The sequence below is a fragment of the Paenisporosarcina indica genome (genome assembly GCF_001939075.1).
GTDB lineage: Bacteria > Bacillota > Bacilli > Bacillales_A > Planococcaceae > Paenisporosarcina > Paenisporosarcina indica.
Genome location: NZ_MPTA01000002.1, coordinates 664,561 through 680,147, shown reverse-complemented (window position 1 = coordinate 680,147; position 15,587 = coordinate 664,561). Strand labels below are relative to the sequence as shown.

The following is a 15,587-nucleotide window of genomic DNA, read 5'->3' as shown; positions in this document are numbered from 1 at the left end:
CCGTGGAGAAACTTGTCGCATAAAATAAAGAATGATGATGCGAAGAATAAGTTTCATCGATTTCTTATAGGAAGGCTGGGACATTGAATAAAAAAGGTTTAGAGTTTGGTCAAAATGGTCGGAACGCATTATCTGCCACTCAGCTTGACATAATTGCTTCAGCCATAGTTACATTCGGTGATGCTCTTGGAACGGTTGCAGCAGTACTAGCCTTAGAAGCAGAAGAAGAGGAAGAAAAAAGTCAAGAAAATCAAGAGAAACAATTAAAAAAAATGCAAAAACAAATCGATTACTTAACAAGTGAATTATTTAAATTAAAAAGCCAAATGCCTTGAATTATATTTCTAATCAAAACCTTGCTGGATTGCTTCTCGGTTTCATAACCTATTTGATTCCTGCGGTACCTGCATATTACTGCAACCCCATTGTTAGGATCGCGACTGAGCTTTGCTCATTGCGCAAATGAAAAAGAGAGTGAACGATAAGCGACTGCTTTGATCACTCTCTTCTTGTTTTTTAGACAAAATACCCAGGAAATTGTTTCATGATTGCGCTTGAAATTTGATCAGCCATTAATAAAGCCTGAAGTTCCGCTTTATCGAACACCTCAATTGCCAAACGATAATCTTTTTGCAAAATGGCCACTGCTTCCTCCTTAACTAAATCTAGATGATGGTACAGCATTTCTTGGGTTGCTTGCAGTTCCAAGTAAGGATTGATGGTACTCAGCAATTCAGCGATGTCATCTGCATTTTTATGCCATTTTTTATCCAGCGCTTCAACTGAATCATTGTTCCCTGCTTTTGCTGCTTTGACCAGGTCAGCCGCGATGACCAGATGTTCGTGCAATAAGCTCGCGTATTTCTCCCCTATTTGCTCTCCATAATAAGGTTTAATGGAATCTCCCATATCCTGTGGGTTTTTCAATAGCCGAGCAACGGTAAACTCTGTATCTGGCAAATCGAAAATCAAAGAAACAATAGTTGCTCTTGTCCAAATCGTATGCTGCTCCCATAACAATCGCTGGGCATATTTAAAATTCATTGCTGATTCACTAACGAATGGCATGTGGTAGACACTCGCAGGATAGTAATAGACGTACATAATAATCTCCCCCTTTTCTCCATTTATCATATTCGCCGCATGGATAGGAGGTGATTCACTTCATTGGAAAGCCAAAAAATAATGAAAGCTACCTAAGGTTTCCCCTTTTTTCGGACATAGTTAAAAAAGGGCTCCTACAGTAAGCGCCTTTGTCAAAAACAATCATGTTAAATTGTTAATGATTGTTTCGCATAACGCATGCCATGTCGAATGAACATGGCAGCGCGAATAAGAAAAGACTCACCATACGGGAATCCTGTAATAGCCTGGACACCTACTATTAAATAACGAGTATAAGAAAGCCACTTCAACAATTCCTGAAAGTACTCAATAATGTAAAAACCCTTCTCGCGATGAGAAGGGTTCTTACATTGCATTTAGAATCGATCTTTACCATGGTTAAGTGTATTCGTTGTATCATCAATATCGACTTCTTCACGTCGGACATTTTCAGATACGGTTTCCGTGTCTTGAACTTTACGTTTCCCGACTACGATTTCTTCCGTGATGACATCTTTCTTTGTCACCTCTACTTGCTCTTCAGACACCGGGATGTGAATTGTGCCATCTTCCTGGTATGCATCTGTAGTGGTAAAGCCATTTGTTGTGTCCACGCCTGTTTCGCGATCGACCGGACGGCGTTCGACGTACACTTCTTCGCGTTCGACTGGGACTTCAAGTGTTTGGACGTCTTCAACCACATGTTTGTTGACATTCACTTCACCGGTTTTGACACGTGTTTTGTCCACATTCAATCGCTCTTCATGTAACTCGATGCGTTCTTCGGCAGAGTCATCGACACGTGAATCACTATATGAATCATTTACAAAGTCATTAGTTGCCGTGTGAATGTCTGAATGATCGTTTGTCCCGAAATTAGCTCCGTAATCACGGTCCACGTATAGGAAAATCTTCCCGCTGTTCACTTCTGAATAATAGTGATCACGCTCCTGATCATCAAAGCCCATGCGTTGGAAGCTGTCATTTACTAAGTCTTCGCCCATCATGAAGGACTTGAACTTGTCCCACCAGCTTCCACCATCTGCATCTGTATTAGACTGGATGCCCGTGTCCCCTCGCACCATTGAGACTTGATTGTCACGAGTTGCCACTACATACATGTCCTCGTCTGAATATCCTTTCAACTTCAATTCATCAATTTGTTGTTGAAGTTCTGTTTCATTATTAAATACACCGTATAATTTTTTGTCTCTAGTTTCCATATTAATCATCCTCCTGAAAGTAAGTTTGACAGTATTTGTTGTTACTACGTCTACTATCTACATAGCCTTAAGGCGTTGTTGATAAACTGGGAATTCTTAGTAACAGGAGAGATTTGTAATAGTGTTGAAAATGAATATCGTCAATTTCGAGTAACGAGGCCAATTCGGAAAATGATAATCAAGATGCAGAGTATGGAACGTACGATACAAACTATAAGCCTCGTGCTAAACGTGAAGGCGCAAAGGGTCGGACGTATTTATACACATCATATATACCGTTATTAATTGAGCTGACAATGCAACACTTAGTTCTATAACAATCGATTTTCCTCATGATGGAAAGAATAAAGGTAACTAAGAAGTAAGTAAATAACGGCTAAGATCAGAACCAGTTCTAAGGCGCCAGCTACGATGATCTACAAGTATTGATTTTCTTTTTTAATTTTCTGACTAAGTAACATATCTTGATAAATTCCTAGTATAGTAGAAAGGAGCATCACGGAAGATGATGTTGCTCAGAGGAGGCAATGTCGTGACGTATAACTTTTATATATCGGCGTTGCTTATGGCGACCACTTTGTGTTCGTTATTTATTGCCTATCTTGCATGGAAGAGGCGGGAAATTCCGATTGTCCGTAGCCTGTTTTTTGGTATGTTAGCGGGAGCGTTTTATTCCTTTGGCTATGCTTTTGAAATTGTGAGCGTGAATCTGGAGCAAATCCAATTTTGGCTTAGGATTGAATACATTGGAATCTCGTTTGGTCCGTTAATCTGGTTTACGATGGTGCTTCAGTACACAAACCGCCAATCTTTTTTCCGGAACTGGAACGTTGTTTTGCTGTCCGTCGTACCTTTTATTACATTTATCGGTAACTATACAAACGAGTGGCACTTTTTATTTTATGAAAAAATGGTACTGGAAGAATCAAAGGGATTTCCAATCGTTTCTTTAACAGCAGGTCCTCTTTATGAGCTTCATGTTGTCTATTCATACAGCTTGTTTATTATTGGGATTGGGCTATTGCTTCATATGTACTTGAAATCGTCCGGGCGAATGAAAAAGCAAATTGCATTAATGATGATCGGCTCATGTGGACCTTTTGGGATTACTTTAATTAGTATAAGTGGGGTGTTAAAAACGCCAATTGACTATTCTCCATTTGGATTTCTTTTTTCTGGAATCTTTTATATGTGGGGAATTTATCAATTTGATTTGTTAAAATTAGCACCTTTGGCTTTACAAAAAGTGTTTGAGTCAATGAAAGACGCAGTAATTGTGTTTGATTTGGACAATAGTGTAACCAGCCTTAACCCGTCTGCACAACAGATTATTAAGAACTTATATCATAAACAGGTGATTGGAGAGCCGGCAGAACTTCTATTTGCCCATCATCCTGGATTGTTGGAGAAAATTAGTCAGGGTCCTTCAGTTGAAAGTAAAGTAAAGATTTTTAACGAAGGAAATCCTTTTTATTATACTGTTAGCGTATCGTATGTTTATGACAGCCGTCATAAACCAGCTGGTAAAATGCTTGTGTTAAGTGATGTAACCGAAGCTGTACTAGCTGAAAATACATTACGTTCAAACTCAAAACAGTTAGCTGAACTGAACCTGTTTAAAGATAAAATGTTTATGGTGGTGGCTCATGATATTCATTCCCCTCTTGCTGTCCTTGGTAATTTAATGGAGTTGCTGCGAGAAGAGATGGAAGCGTATGATGAATCCCACGAGGAAGTGCTTTATGAAATGGAACAGCAAATACAAAATACAACTATATTAGTGGAAAACTTGCTGGATTGGTTTCGGAGCCAAAAAGAGGGGATGGTGTTCACCCCTAAAATGTGCAGACTAGCCGAGGTTGTGCAAGCGAATATGCGCTTGCTACATGTGCATAGCAGTAGAAAGTCCATTCAAGTAAAATCTGATATTCCGAACAATACGCTTGTTTACGCCGATCCAGAAATGTTGGATTTAATTATACGAAACTTGCTTTCAAACGCGATTAAGTTTACAGATATTGAGGGAAGCATTCATGTATCAGCGAAGCAAATAGAGGATTACGTGATTATTTCGATTGAAGATACCGGACGGGGAATCGATCCAAACCAACCGAATCCTTTGTTCACGACAGAAGATCCAATCACATTTGATGGAACGGCAGGTGAGAAGGGGACTGGGCTAGGACTAACGTTATGTAGAGAATTTGTGCGAATAAACGGTGGTGATATTTGGTTTGAAAGTACATATCTACAAGGAACCATTTTTTATTTTTCCATTCCCGCTACTGTTGAGCAAGCGAAGTAAAGAAGGGGGCTGAAATGATGAAAGTCGTTGTAATTGATGATGATAAGGCGATGCATTTGATCATGAAAAGAATGTTAGCCAAAGTCAATGAAATCGAAATAGTGGCGATATTCCAGGAAACCATCACTGCCTTTTCATTTTTGACGAAAAGTACAGCTGACTTACTGTTTTTAGACATTAATATGGCGAGAGAAAGCGGTATGGATTTTGCTAAACGATTAAGGGAATATGGATGCGATATAAAAATCGTGTTCATCACGTCTCATAAAGAATATGCGCTGCCGGCATATGAAGTTTTCGCCTACGATTACATCGTAAAACCGATTACTGAAAAGCGGCTACACCTGACAATCAACCGGGCCCTTTCCGAGAAAGCTGCACAAGGAAAAAAAGAGACCAACATAGAGACAGTACCACAGCCATTCTTCATTGAACCCTTAACAAAACGGGAAAAGGAAATTTTAACGTTAATCAGTAGTGGGATGACAAACAAAGAAATTGCCCTGCTATTAAAATTAACGGAAGGAACCATCAAAAACTATGGTGTACATATTTTTAGTAAGCTTCAAGTTAAAAATAGAGTTCAAGCTATTGCTACTGCTACTAAATATAATCTTTTAGATTGAGTGTTAAATGATAATTTATCACTCCCAAACGGTACGGTATGCCCCTGTCAAAAACAATTCCGCTAGATTGAACAAACGGGATTGTTCCTATTTTCATGATTGTTTCGGATACAGTATAACGATAGCAGATGGGAGAAAATTGTACTGATAGTAACTTTTCCCTTTGTTGTTACGTCAAAGGAACTATACAGACGGGGGGCAATCGAACATGAGAAAATTAATTTTGTTTTTCCTATTTATCAGTGTAGCTACGTTACTGGCAGCTTGTAGTGATTCTGAGTCCTCGTTTGAAAGTAAATCTTCGGACGATAAAGCCGAAATGGTTACGGATGAAAGTACAAACGACGTAGCTGTAGAATCAGGTGCAACGAATAACGAATCAGTTACCAAGGAACCTCAAGAAGCCTCAACATTAAGAATGATCATCCATCAAGCGCAGTTACAGGTGAATGTGAAAAAACTTGAAACGGCACAGGAGAACATTACCAAAAAAGTCGAGCAGTATGGTGGTTATATTGTTGAATCGAACGTCTACCAAGAAGACGATGAAACGAACAGTGGCAAGATGATTGTTCGCATTCCAGAGAAGCATTTTCAAACATTTCTACATGATGCTGAAGAGCAAGCGGCCGATATTCTAGAACGCAATGTGTCTGGGCAGGATGTCACCGAGCAATATGTAGATTTGCAATCACGCGTGAAATCAAAGCGAGCAGTTGAGGAGCGTTTGCTTGAGTTTATGGGCAACGCACAGAAAACGGAAGACTTGTTGAGGATTTCCTCCGATTTAGCGACGGTACAGGAAGAGATTGAAGTCATGGTTGGAAAAATGAACTATCTAGAAAATCAAACATCTTTTTCTACGATAGAACTGATAATGTACGAAAATCGCATTGTGGTTCCAGAGATAGAAAGTAAAGACTTAAACACATGGGAAAAAACAAAAAAACAACTCGCTACAAGTACAAACGGTTTGCTGGCGGCAGGATCATCCTTTATCGTATTTTTCATTGGGAATTTACCCGTGTTACTCCTTTTAGCAGCCATAGGTTTTGTCGTGTATTGGATCATTAAGAGAAGACTACGGTCTGAACAAAAAACCAAATGAACGTAAAAAGCAGCTCGAAATTGAGCTGCTTTTTAGTGACAGATACGTGTGCGAAAAACAATTTAGGCTATGAACTACAATTGCGTATAGAATTTCATGAATTCAGCACTGAAGACCGTGCTGGATTCTTTTTGTGAATAAAGATATGGATATTTAAGTTAACACTCAATGAATGGCTTTCTTGAATTCTCCTGCATTTTGTCCTTCTCGAACGGCAAGGCAGAACCAGCGTAGGCATCCACATTTCGCGGAAGCGTTATTAGAGGGATTTACCTAGTCAAGTCTATAAGGATGAACTTTTTCAGTTGCCTCAGTTCTTAGCGAAGTTGCCGTCGACTTCAACCGTTTCATATATATTGATAAAAGCTTGCTCGTCATGGATCCGGACAATTTTTTTGATTTGCATGGTTTCGTAGCGTGTAACGACCATCATTAAGATTTGTTTCTTCTCCAATGTGTAGCCTCCATATGCATCTGAAATGGTAATGCCACGATAGACGGAGTTCAGCAAATCCTCCCGTATTACCTCTCCCTTTGAAGTGACAATCTGCATTGTTAATTTGACATGATTAGTAAAGATAGTATCAATCATTTTACCCGTCAAATAGATGGATAAAAGGGTGTATAATGCGATATCCCAGTTGAAGATAGCTCCAGAAATAAAAACGATAATCCCATTCATACCAGTGAGAAGCAGGCCAATACTGAAATTACTGGTTCTGGAAATCATAATTGCAATGATATCCAAACCGCCCGATGTTCCAGAAAACTTTAGGATAAGACCTACTCCGATCCCGCCAATGACTCCGCCAAAAACTGTCGAAAGCAATATATTGTCGGTCACCTCAACGACCGGCAACACGAATAAAAAGACCGAAAGTGAAATGACACAAATCAATGTATTGATTGTGATGGTTTTTCCGAGTTTGAAGTAGCCTAGAATGACAAGCGGCAAGTTAAGTACCAAATTCAATAAGCCGGTATTGAATGGGGAAATCAATCCAAGCAAAATAGCAATTCCACTAATTCCACTACTTAAAATGCCATAGGGAACCAGAAAGAAATTAAAAGCAAATGCAACAATCAACGAACCTGCGATGACGATCAAATTTTTCATATGTCAAATTCCCCTCCAATTTATTACAAAAAAAAACCGTCCCTCCATAAAAAGGGACGAGTTTGTGCTCGCTTTACCACCCATAATCCATATGTTTCAATCAGAAACAGAAACATACGGCTCTTAGTCAACGTACGATAGATACGTGTTCCATTGTAACGGAGGAAACCCGTCAAAGCTTATTGATTTCAGCCTTGCATCTCTGAGATGATTTTCGGATGAGATCTGCCGGTCAGCTTACACCAAGCGCCGACTCTCTAGAGAACAGGGGTCTGATCTTACTCTTTCTCATCACTGATTTTTATTGTTAAAAATAAATCTATCACGGGGCGAATAGGTACGTCAATATTATCTGGCTACATCGTATTAAATTGAATGTATTTCAAATATTCCACTTCGAATTTAGTGGAATATTTATTAGCAATAAGTAACTGAGATTCCCTATTCCATAGCAATCAAAAAACACCATTTCCACGAAAATTCTTTCGTGGAAATGGTGTTTTTTGTTGTCCAGAGAACGCACCACAAAAATAAAATATTCTTTCAAAAAATTGTCGCCGAATTGCTCGTTTTTTTCTATGTAAGGATTATCAGGGGTAAATACCGGATTTCTATACATTAAAAAGGCCCACTACCTCCAAGGTAGAGAAAGTGGCAATGGGGAGCAGACGATGTACTATTTATCGGATTATCAAACATTTGGTAGTGTCCAAGAAATGGATACGCATGTTCAGCAACATATTAACGTTAATTTTCATGAGCTCAATCAAACGGATCTTGCTGTCCTCTCATTAATTAGTCGTTATGCTTGTAAATATCCAGGTGTGGCACATCTGAAAGTAGAGACTATTACGAAGTCTTTATCAAAATCAGATGCAACGATTCGTCGGGCCATTCGTAAGTTGGAGAGATTGCATGTGATTGAAAAGATCCAGTTTATCCGTCGTGTCGCTAAAGGGTATGGAGCGAACATTCTTCGTGTTTTACCTAATAATGACAACTCGCCTGTGACAACTCGCACTGTACCGAAGACGCTTACTCCTGTAAGCACTGAGCCTACTAAAATGGAGAATAAATCTTTTAATTCTAATAATCTTATACAAGATACATATGATACTGAGGATGCACTTGAGAAAGGATTATTAATAAAGTTGCCTTCAAGAATAGGGCGTACACTCAGTGCCTTCTTTGATCGGAGTACCATTTATGAAATCTATGGCGTCATGTTAAGGGCAAAAGCACGCATCACCCGATCCATTACATTTGAGCAATATGAGGATGCTTACAATGATGCGATTCTGTCCGTAGTGAATGCGTATAAACGTGGGCAAGTGAAGAACCTATAAGGCGTGATCTATGCAGCAATCTTAAGAGTGTCGAAACGTTTATACGTGACGGCAATGTTTAATGATGCAATGGATAGGTAGAAGTGAAGAAGGATTTATTTATAGTAGAGACTACTAAGTGTATTTTATTGATCCAGACTGCTTTGTTCATTTTTAACACGAGACGCGACATCGGGTCGATCTGTGAAAATGCCATTTACGCCGAGTTTCATGAGTTGACGCATCGTATTTTCATCGTTGATGGTGTATGGAAGGACCAGCAATCCTTTCTTATGAATCGCTTCAATAAAATCACGATTCACTGCATGTACATTGACGCCGACACCAGATGCATATTGAGATAGTTCTTTTAGTGCTTTTTTAGATAGCTTCGCTTTCTTGCCGAACTTATATAATTGAGTTAATGGAATGGAAGGATCCAAGGCATGTATTTCCTTTAGGCTATCAGCGTCGAAGGATTGAATAATCACTTTCGGTGTAATGTCTTCTTTATTGAGAAGGTGATGTTCCCCTAACTGCAGGAGTAACTCTTTTTCAATCCCAGGATACATTTTAGGTGATTTTATTTCGATGTAGTAATTGACGGAGTCACCGAAGTGATCGAGAATCTCTGACAAGTCAACGATACGCAAATCACTGAAATTTGGAAAAGCGTAAGACAACGGGTTTTTAACAAGCTCTTGTCCGGGAGAGTGAAGTTGGATATCATCGAACGTAACATCAGCCACTGCTTGCTTTACATCATGAAGGGTGACAACCGAGTCGTGAAGTGCAACCAGTTTGCCGTCTTTGGTCATTTGCAAATCGATTTCAATGTAATCCGCCCCCATTTGTACCGCCATTTCATACGCCGCAAGTGTATGGCCTGTTGTATAGGCAGATGCCCCGCGATGGGCAATGATAAGAAAATCATTCTCCGGTAATGGTGTACGTACAGCGGGAGATGGTGTTTGTTGAAAACATCCGTATGTAAAAAGAAGGATCGTAAGCAACATGATATTCTTCATAATATGTATCCTCCAAAAGTGTTCAGTGAATGATTCTTTCGGAAATTATATGATAAAAAAGCCGTGTTTATTTCCATGTGAATTTCTTGATTCATAGGATGTCTTTTAGTACTTATCAATAGACGTCTAGGAGGAAGAAGGGAGCTAAATGTTGAGTCAGTGTTGTTTTAACGAGTTTTACTGACTTGTTGACATTAGAAGATACAGATTATAATGAAATAAATCAAATGGTCCGTTATACATGGATTGCCATGTTATGTAGGTTATAATAGCTTCATGTTATACAGAAGGAAGGTGTGAATTACAATGAGCTTGTTTTTAAGTTTTTCTGAATACATAAGCAAACATGTAGAATCCTTGGCAATTGAAGTGGTCGAGGGTGTTATTGGGAATATGAAATTAGATATACCTGAAATCGAGAAGGAACAAGCGATTTCCATGTATGTTGAGCTATTAAACTTTTTAGGGGAATCAATGGTTGGTGAAGGTACAGACCCAGTACCCGATACCGTGATCGAGTGGAGTAAAAAGAATGCGAAAATGCAAGTATCATCAAGTGGGGAAATTTCGGAAATTCTCGTTCGTTATCCGCCAACGAGGGATGTCTTTACTGACATATTGACGAGAATCAGTATAGAACTTGCTCTATCGGTGAAGGAAAATGCCTTGATCATAAAACGCATGAATATTCTGATGGATGTCAGCTTAACTGAAACTGTGTATGCTTTTGAACATCTCTTAAATGAAGCCAGGGAAGATACGCAAAAACAGCTGGCAGCATTGTCAGCCCCGATTATACCTGTCAGGGGTGACATCGTGATTCTTCCCTTGATTGGAGATATAGATTGCTATCGGACAAAGTATTTAATGGAACAAGTGGTTCCGAAAATAGCAACAATGGATATAGATCATGTCATTGTAGACTTTTCAGGATTGTTTATTATTGATGAAGATATTGCCACACAGCTCCTTCAATTGGGAAACATGCTCAACCTAATGGGTATCCATATCCTTATTACCGGAGTACGACCTGATTTAGCGCAAACAGTGGTAAATAGCGGAATTGATTTTTCTGATATCGAGACTTTTGCGGATGTTAAGACCGCATTGAAAAGTCTTGAGTAATAACTTTGAAAGAAGACAGCGCCAACCAGCTTGAAGCTGATTGGCGCTGTCTTTTTAAAAGATAAGAAAGTTTTAAGAATTCTATAACTTTTCATGTCTAGGTCCAGCCTATCCCTAAGCTTCAGGGTAGAATGGCGCTTTGCGCTTTTCTTATGTAGCTGAACAAAAGGAATTGTCTATGGATCAATGTCCATATCACAGTGTTTATTATAGCTTTTTTCTTTAATAGCAATCTCGTATTCTCAAGAGAAGAAAGTTGTGCACACAAATCGCGGGTCACGTAGGAATAATTGGGGATGACGTAGGAAAAAGGGGAGTTCACGTAGGAATTATTGACCTTCAAGTATGAAATGGCGTTATAAAGAGCTGCGTCCAGTCATTGCTATTAACATCGTGAATTTCAATTTGCTCAAACAATTAAGATTCGTCATAAATCGACATTTGCCCATAAAAAAACACGCTATCCCGAAGATAGCGCATCTTTCTAAATGACCCCTACGGGATTCGAACCCGTGTTACCGCCGTGAAAGGGCGGTGTCTTAACCGCTTGACCAAGGGGCCGAAATAATCTGGCGGAGAAGGAGGGATTTGAACCCTCGCGCCGGTTGCCCGACCTACACCCTTAGCAGGGGCGCCTCTTCAGCCACTTGAGTACTTCCCCAGATTGGCTCCGAAGGTAGGACTCGAACCTACGACCAATCGATTAACAGTCGATTGCTCTACCACTGAGCTACTTCGGAATGGTGGGCCTAAATGGACTCGAACCATCGACCTCACGCTTATCAGGCGTGCGCTCTAACCAGCTGAGCTATAGGCCCACAAATAAAAAAATGGAGCGGGTGAAGAGAATCGAACTCTCATCATCAGCTTGGAAGGCTGAGGTTTTACCACTAAACTACACCCGCATAAAAAATGGTGGCTCAGGACGGAATCGAACCGCCGACACAAGGATTTTCAGTCCTTTGCTCTACCGACTGAGCTACTGAGCCACAATCGAATTGTACTAAGCTTCGAATCTCTTCGTCAGCTTCATTCGTTCGTTCAGTCACGTACGTTAGTACGCTCCTTTACTCACTCATTTTGCTTCCTCGACCTTCTTTGCTTATTCCAATTCTAAATACTTTAATAAAATGGCGGTCCCGACGGGAATCGAACCCGCGATCTTCTGCGTGACAGGCAGACATGTTAACCGCTACACCACGGGACCATTTGGTTGCGGGGGCAGGATTTGAACCTGCGACCTTTGGGTTATGAGCCCAACGAGCTACCACTGCTCCACCCCGCGCTAATATTATGTTATAGACACTATTGCTTCTACGCTTATGGCTTAGTGGACATCTGCATCGGCTTCGCCTGCTTCGATGTTACTTGCTGTCTTCGTACAGCTGCGTTGCTCCACCCTCGCGGTTACTTTATAGAAAGTGAAATCTTTCTATTCACGATTTAATTATGTAGAGTGTTTATTTGTTTCTTGTACCACACACTTAGTGAAAATGGAGGAGGTAGAGGGATTCGAACCCCCGCGGGATTTGACTCCCCTGTCGGTTTTCAAGACCGATCCCTTCAGCCGGGCTTGGGTATACCTCCGAAAGATAGATAAGTGGTGGACCTTGCAGGACTCGAACCTGCGACCGGACGGTTATGAGCCGTCTGCTCTAACCAACTGAGCTAAAGGTCCTAAAAGATGGCGACGAAGGAATTGAAATTTCATCTTACGATAAGAACTTCTAATTGCTGTTGCTGCAAACATCTTTATTTTGGTTAATGGAGCCTAGCGGGATCGAACCGCTGACCTCCTGCGTGCAAGGCAGGCGCTCTCCCAGCTGAGCTAAGGCCCCGTATAAGGGATAAATGAAAACTGGTGCCGGCGAGAGGAGTCGAACCCCCGACCTACTGATTACAAGTCAGTTGCTCTACCAGCTGAGCTACACCGGCAATATGTAATGGGAAAAATGGTGGAGGATGACGGGCTCGAACCGCCGACCCTCTGCTTGTAAGGCAGATGCTCTCCCAGCTGAGCTAATCCTCCAAATAAATCGCCCAGCGACGTCCTACTCTCACAGGGGGAAACCCCCAACTACCATCGGCGCTAAAGAGCTTAACTTCCGTGTTCGGTATGGGAACGGGTGTGACCTCTTTGCCATTATCACTGGACTGGGTATTCATTTTTGAAGACAAGATTTATTATAACAACTCTGTTGAGTATTACAAGTACTTTTCTACAAGAATATTTTTATTTGAATGAATTCTATTGAGTTTAGTAGATAAATGGCGAAAATTCGGCTGTTAAAGGTTCAATAAATAAATTCTTCAGCTGTTGAAATAGTCAAAAATAAACATCCCCACGTCATTTTATGGACTGGGGATGTTTATTGTCCTCAATTGAAGAATGGTATTCCTTTAATATACTTTATCCCCGTTAAAGATTGAATTCTTAACGACGACATAATCTACATTACGGATTGCTTCTAGCTTGTTTCCGCCGGCATAAGAAATAGAAGATTGCAGGTCTTGTTCCATTTCTCTCAATGTATCTTCTAAAGCGCCTTTGTGCTCCACAAACATTTTTTTGCCTTCGACATTTTTCTTTTCACCTTTTTGAAATTCGGAAGCTGAACCAAAGTATTCTTTGTAGCGCTTTCCGTCTTTTTCAAAAGTTTCACCTGGAGATTCTTCGTGCCCAGCGAATAATGAACCGATCATGACCATAGATGCACCAAATCTAACTGATTTCGCGATATCGCCATGTGTACGAATTCCTCCGTCAGCAATGATTGGCTTGCTCGCCGCTTTTGCACACCAACGCAGTGCCGCTAGTTGCCAACCACCCGTTCCGAATCCAGTTTTGATCTTTGTGATACAAACTTTCCCTGGTCCGATGCCCACTTTTGTTGCATCCGCACCGGCATTTTCTAATTCTCTCACGGCTTCAGGAGTTCCTACATTTCCTGCAATGACAAAACTATTGGGTAAGTATTTCTTGATATGTTGAATCATCTCGATTACGGCATTGGAATGCCCATGTGCAATATCGATGGTGATGTAATCCGGTGTAAGCTCTTCCTCTGCTAATTGTTGAATGAAACCATACTCTTCTTCTTTAACTCCAACACTGATCGATGCGATCAATCCACGTGATTGCATGTCTGTAATAAAAGCTTTGCGCTTCTGCGGTTCAAAACGATGCATTACATAGAAGTATCCATTTTCAGCTAAGTAGAGAGCGACCTTTTCGTCTATAATCGTTTGCATATTTGCAGGTACTACCGGCAGTTTAAATGTATGTCCGCCTAATGCAACGGTTGTATCACATTCAGATCTGCTATTTACCACACATTTCGCAGGAATCAATTGAATATCTTCGTAATCAAACACGTTTTCCATATATTACACCCCTAAATACGAATATTAAAGTTGAGTTAATTAAAATTGTTCGTCCATAGGGTAATTTATAATATTTTGGTCAAGATGTCAAAGAGTTTCGATTATATAATCAATAATAGTTCTATTTGAAAGAGAATAGAGTGTTTTTATTTCTATAGGAAGAAACAACATCATCACGTTAAAAACATCTATGTTACATGACACGAGTAATTGAGTGTTGCAGAATTCTCGTCAAATAGGAATCAAGACAAAAAAATACGTTACATGCGAACAAGGGGTTCTCTTGGGAGGTACAAAATTTCAAATGTATCTGTAAATAGCTATTAAAAACGAAATGGGATTAGCATCGCAATAAGCTGAAGATGTGCACTTTTGTCATTTTCTGATAGAAATAGATATAAAAAATACTGAGATTATATACTCAGTGTTTTTTTCGTTATAATTTTTAGTCAGCAGTGTTTTCTGTTCCCTTCTTCAACTAAAGCGCCCGTTAGTTCAAGAAGAAAGATTAATTAAATCATTAGCGTTCAAGTCTTCATCCTCGAATTATAAGATTATCTCACCATTTTGAAAAATCTGGTAGGGCTTTAAACTTTCCAGCTGGGTCTTTGACCATATAGCTCCATTATCCAATCCAGTTAGGGTGCTGGTGGAAGTCTGGTATTACCACTATTCGTCCTTACCTAAAAAGCCCAACTTCTCTGCAAATAAAAATTGAGAAATAGGGCTTTTCTGTTACTTTATTAAAGGGACCTATTAAGGCAGAATTCATTTTCTTTGTTATGACAATCCGAATTCACCACGGACAGTTCGACTCACATCGATCACCTTTGTCATTTGATTATATAATTCTTCAATCTGTTCATCATTATCAACTTTCTCCAAAACCTGACTATGGTGAACCTTATTATGATAGCTGTTAATTTCTAACATAAGTACTTCACTTTCGCGTAGTTCAACTGCTGATACCATTCCTGAACAACCATATTCCGGCTGAATAGATGCAGCAGTATATGTTTCGCTCTCGATAGCACCATATTCTTTGTAAATACGTTCAGCTTCTCGATTAATTTTTAAAAATTGTTCTTTGTTTTCTTCCAGTACTGGATAAAGATAAATTTCTAAATACATGATTACTCCTCCTTTAAGTTGAATTATTAACGTTATTGTCAGAGCTTCGGCTTTAAAATATTTAAATTATTATTTATTTCAATTCCGTCTTCAACTAACCTGCTGCGTTAA

Annotated in this window: 13 protein-coding genes, 13 tRNA genes, 1 rRNA gene and 1 other annotated feature; of the genes, 6 read left to right on the top strand and 21 right to left on the bottom strand. The window is 39.8% G+C overall.

Features of this window, described 5'->3' with window-relative positions; all coding sequences use genetic code 11:
* Nucleotides 1–83: 83 nt before the first annotated feature.
* Entirely contained in the window at nt 84–335 is a 252-nt protein-coding gene (locus GY23_RS08820; protein WP_075618825.1) for a hypothetical protein, read from the top strand.
* Between the two features lie 181 nt (nt 336–516).
* Here the strand turns inward: GY23_RS08820 and GY23_RS08815 are convergent, their stop codons facing one another.
* The 3 genes from GY23_RS08815 to GY23_RS08810 all read right to left on the bottom strand — a co-directional run bounded on the left by GY23_RS08815 (nt 517) and on the right by GY23_RS08810 (nt 2,327).
* Entirely contained in the window at nt 517–1,104 is a 588-nt protein-coding gene (locus GY23_RS08815; protein WP_075618824.1) for an acetylglutamate kinase, read from the bottom strand.
* Nucleotides 1,105–1,271: 167 nt separating this feature from the next.
* Entirely contained in the window at nt 1,272–1,418 is a 147-nt protein-coding gene (locus tag GY23_RS18245; protein WP_161487588.1) for a hypothetical protein, read from the bottom strand.
* A gap of 63 nt (nt 1,419–1,481) precedes the next feature.
* Entirely contained in the window at nt 1,482–2,327 is an 846-nt protein-coding gene (locus tag GY23_RS08810; RefSeq protein ID WP_075618823.1) for a DUF2382 domain-containing protein, read from the bottom strand.
* 532 nt (nt 2,328–2,859) lie between these two features.
* On the opposite strand from GY23_RS08810, the gene GY23_RS08805 reads away from it, so the two are divergent.
* The 3 genes from GY23_RS08805 (at nt 2,860) to GY23_RS08795 (ending at nt 6,366) form a co-directional block, all read left to right on the top strand.
* Nucleotides 2,860–4,632 (top strand): sensor histidine kinase, encoded by a 1,773-nt coding sequence (locus GY23_RS08805; protein ID WP_075618822.1) that lies wholly within the window; start codon nt 2,860–2,862, stop codon nt 4,630–4,632.
* Nucleotides 4,633–4,649: 17 nt separating this feature from the next.
* On the top strand, nt 4,650–5,258 hold the full coding sequence (locus GY23_RS08800; protein WP_075618821.1) for a response regulator transcription factor: 609 nt from the start codon (nt 4,650–4,652) through the stop codon (nt 5,256–5,258).
* A 208-nt stretch (nt 5,259–5,466) separates the two neighbouring features.
* A complete protein-coding gene (locus tag GY23_RS08795) occupies nt 5,467–6,366 on the top strand; it encodes a DUF4349 domain-containing protein (RefSeq protein WP_075618820.1) in 900 nt (299 codons plus the stop codon).
* A 310-nt stretch (nt 6,367–6,676) separates the two neighbouring features.
* Here GY23_RS08795 and GY23_RS08790 read toward each other — a convergent pair whose 3' ends face one another.
* On the bottom strand, nt 6,677–7,483 hold the full coding sequence (locus GY23_RS08790; protein ID WP_075618819.1) for a YitT family protein: 807 nt from the start codon (nt 7,481–7,483) through the stop codon (nt 6,677–6,679).
* 49 nt (nt 7,484–7,532) lie between these two features.
* Nucleotides 7,533–7,787 (bottom strand) — a binding site (T-box leader).
* A gap of 367 nt (nt 7,788–8,154) precedes the next feature.
* Here GY23_RS08790 and GY23_RS08780 point away from each other — a divergent pair.
* A complete protein-coding gene (locus GY23_RS08780) occupies nt 8,155–8,829 on the top strand; it encodes a helix-turn-helix domain-containing protein (protein WP_075618817.1) in 675 nt (224 codons plus the stop codon).
* Nucleotides 8,830–8,954: 125 nt separating this feature from the next.
* Here the strand turns inward: GY23_RS08780 and GY23_RS08775 are convergent, their stop codons facing one another.
* Entirely contained in the window at nt 8,955–9,836 is an 882-nt protein-coding gene (locus GY23_RS08775; RefSeq protein WP_075618816.1) for a glycerophosphodiester phosphodiesterase family protein, read from the bottom strand.
* 306 nt (nt 9,837–10,142) lie between these two features.
* Here GY23_RS08775 and GY23_RS08770 point away from each other — a divergent pair, with 306 nt between their 5' ends.
* Entirely contained in the window at nt 10,143–10,961 is an 819-nt protein-coding gene (locus GY23_RS08770) for an STAS domain-containing protein (protein ID WP_075618815.1), read from the top strand.
* Between the two features lie 489 nt (nt 10,962–11,450).
* Here the strand turns inward: GY23_RS08770 and GY23_RS08765 are convergent.
* The 16 genes from GY23_RS08765 to GY23_RS08690 all read right to left on the bottom strand — a co-directional run bounded on the left by GY23_RS08765 (nt 11,451) and on the right by GY23_RS08690 (nt 15,476).
* A tRNA-Glu gene (locus GY23_RS08765) sits at nt 11,451–11,522 on the bottom strand.
* Nucleotides 11,523–11,531: 9 nt separating this feature from the next.
* Nucleotides 11,532–11,622, bottom strand: a tRNA-Ser gene (locus GY23_RS08760).
* 4 nt (nt 11,623–11,626) lie between these two features.
* Nucleotides 11,627–11,701: transfer RNA gene (locus tag GY23_RS08755), tRNA-Asn, on the bottom strand.
* Between the two features lies 1 nt (nt 11,702).
* Nucleotides 11,703–11,779: transfer RNA gene (locus GY23_RS08750), tRNA-Ile, on the bottom strand.
* 13 nt (nt 11,780–11,792) lie between these two features.
* Nucleotides 11,793–11,866, bottom strand: a tRNA-Gly gene (locus GY23_RS08745).
* An 8-nt stretch (nt 11,867–11,874) separates the two neighbouring features.
* Nucleotides 11,875–11,950, bottom strand: a tRNA-Phe gene (locus GY23_RS08740).
* A 142-nt stretch (nt 11,951–12,092) separates the two neighbouring features.
* Nucleotides 12,093–12,168 (bottom strand) — tRNA-Asp (locus GY23_RS08735).
* 3 nt (nt 12,169–12,171) lie between these two features.
* Nucleotides 12,172–12,246: transfer RNA gene (locus GY23_RS08730), tRNA-Met, on the bottom strand.
* A 209-nt stretch (nt 12,247–12,455) separates the two neighbouring features.
* Nucleotides 12,456–12,548: transfer RNA gene (locus GY23_RS08725), tRNA-Ser, on the bottom strand.
* Nucleotides 12,549–12,562: 14 nt separating this feature from the next.
* Nucleotides 12,563–12,639, bottom strand: a tRNA-Ile gene (locus GY23_RS08720).
* Between the two features lie 87 nt (nt 12,640–12,726).
* Nucleotides 12,727–12,799: transfer RNA gene (locus tag GY23_RS08715), tRNA-Ala, on the bottom strand.
* Nucleotides 12,800–12,820: 21 nt separating this feature from the next.
* A tRNA-Thr gene (locus GY23_RS08710) sits at nt 12,821–12,896 on the bottom strand.
* 18 nt (nt 12,897–12,914) lie between these two features.
* A tRNA-Val gene (locus GY23_RS08705) sits at nt 12,915–12,990 on the bottom strand.
* 9 nt (nt 12,991–12,999) lie between these two features.
* Nucleotides 13,000–13,115: ribosomal RNA gene (gene rrf, locus GY23_RS08700) — 5S ribosomal RNA — on the bottom strand.
* Between the two features lie 246 nt (nt 13,116–13,361).
* A complete protein-coding gene (guaC, locus tag GY23_RS08695; protein WP_075618814.1) occupies nt 13,362–14,345 on the bottom strand; it encodes a GMP reductase in 984 nt (327 codons plus the stop codon).
* 780 nt (nt 14,346–15,125) lie between these two features.
* Nucleotides 15,126–15,476 (bottom strand): DUF1428 family protein, encoded by a 351-nt coding sequence (locus GY23_RS08690; RefSeq protein WP_075618813.1) that lies wholly within the window; start codon nt 15,474–15,476, stop codon nt 15,126–15,128.
* Nucleotides 15,477–15,587: the final 111 nt, after the last annotated feature.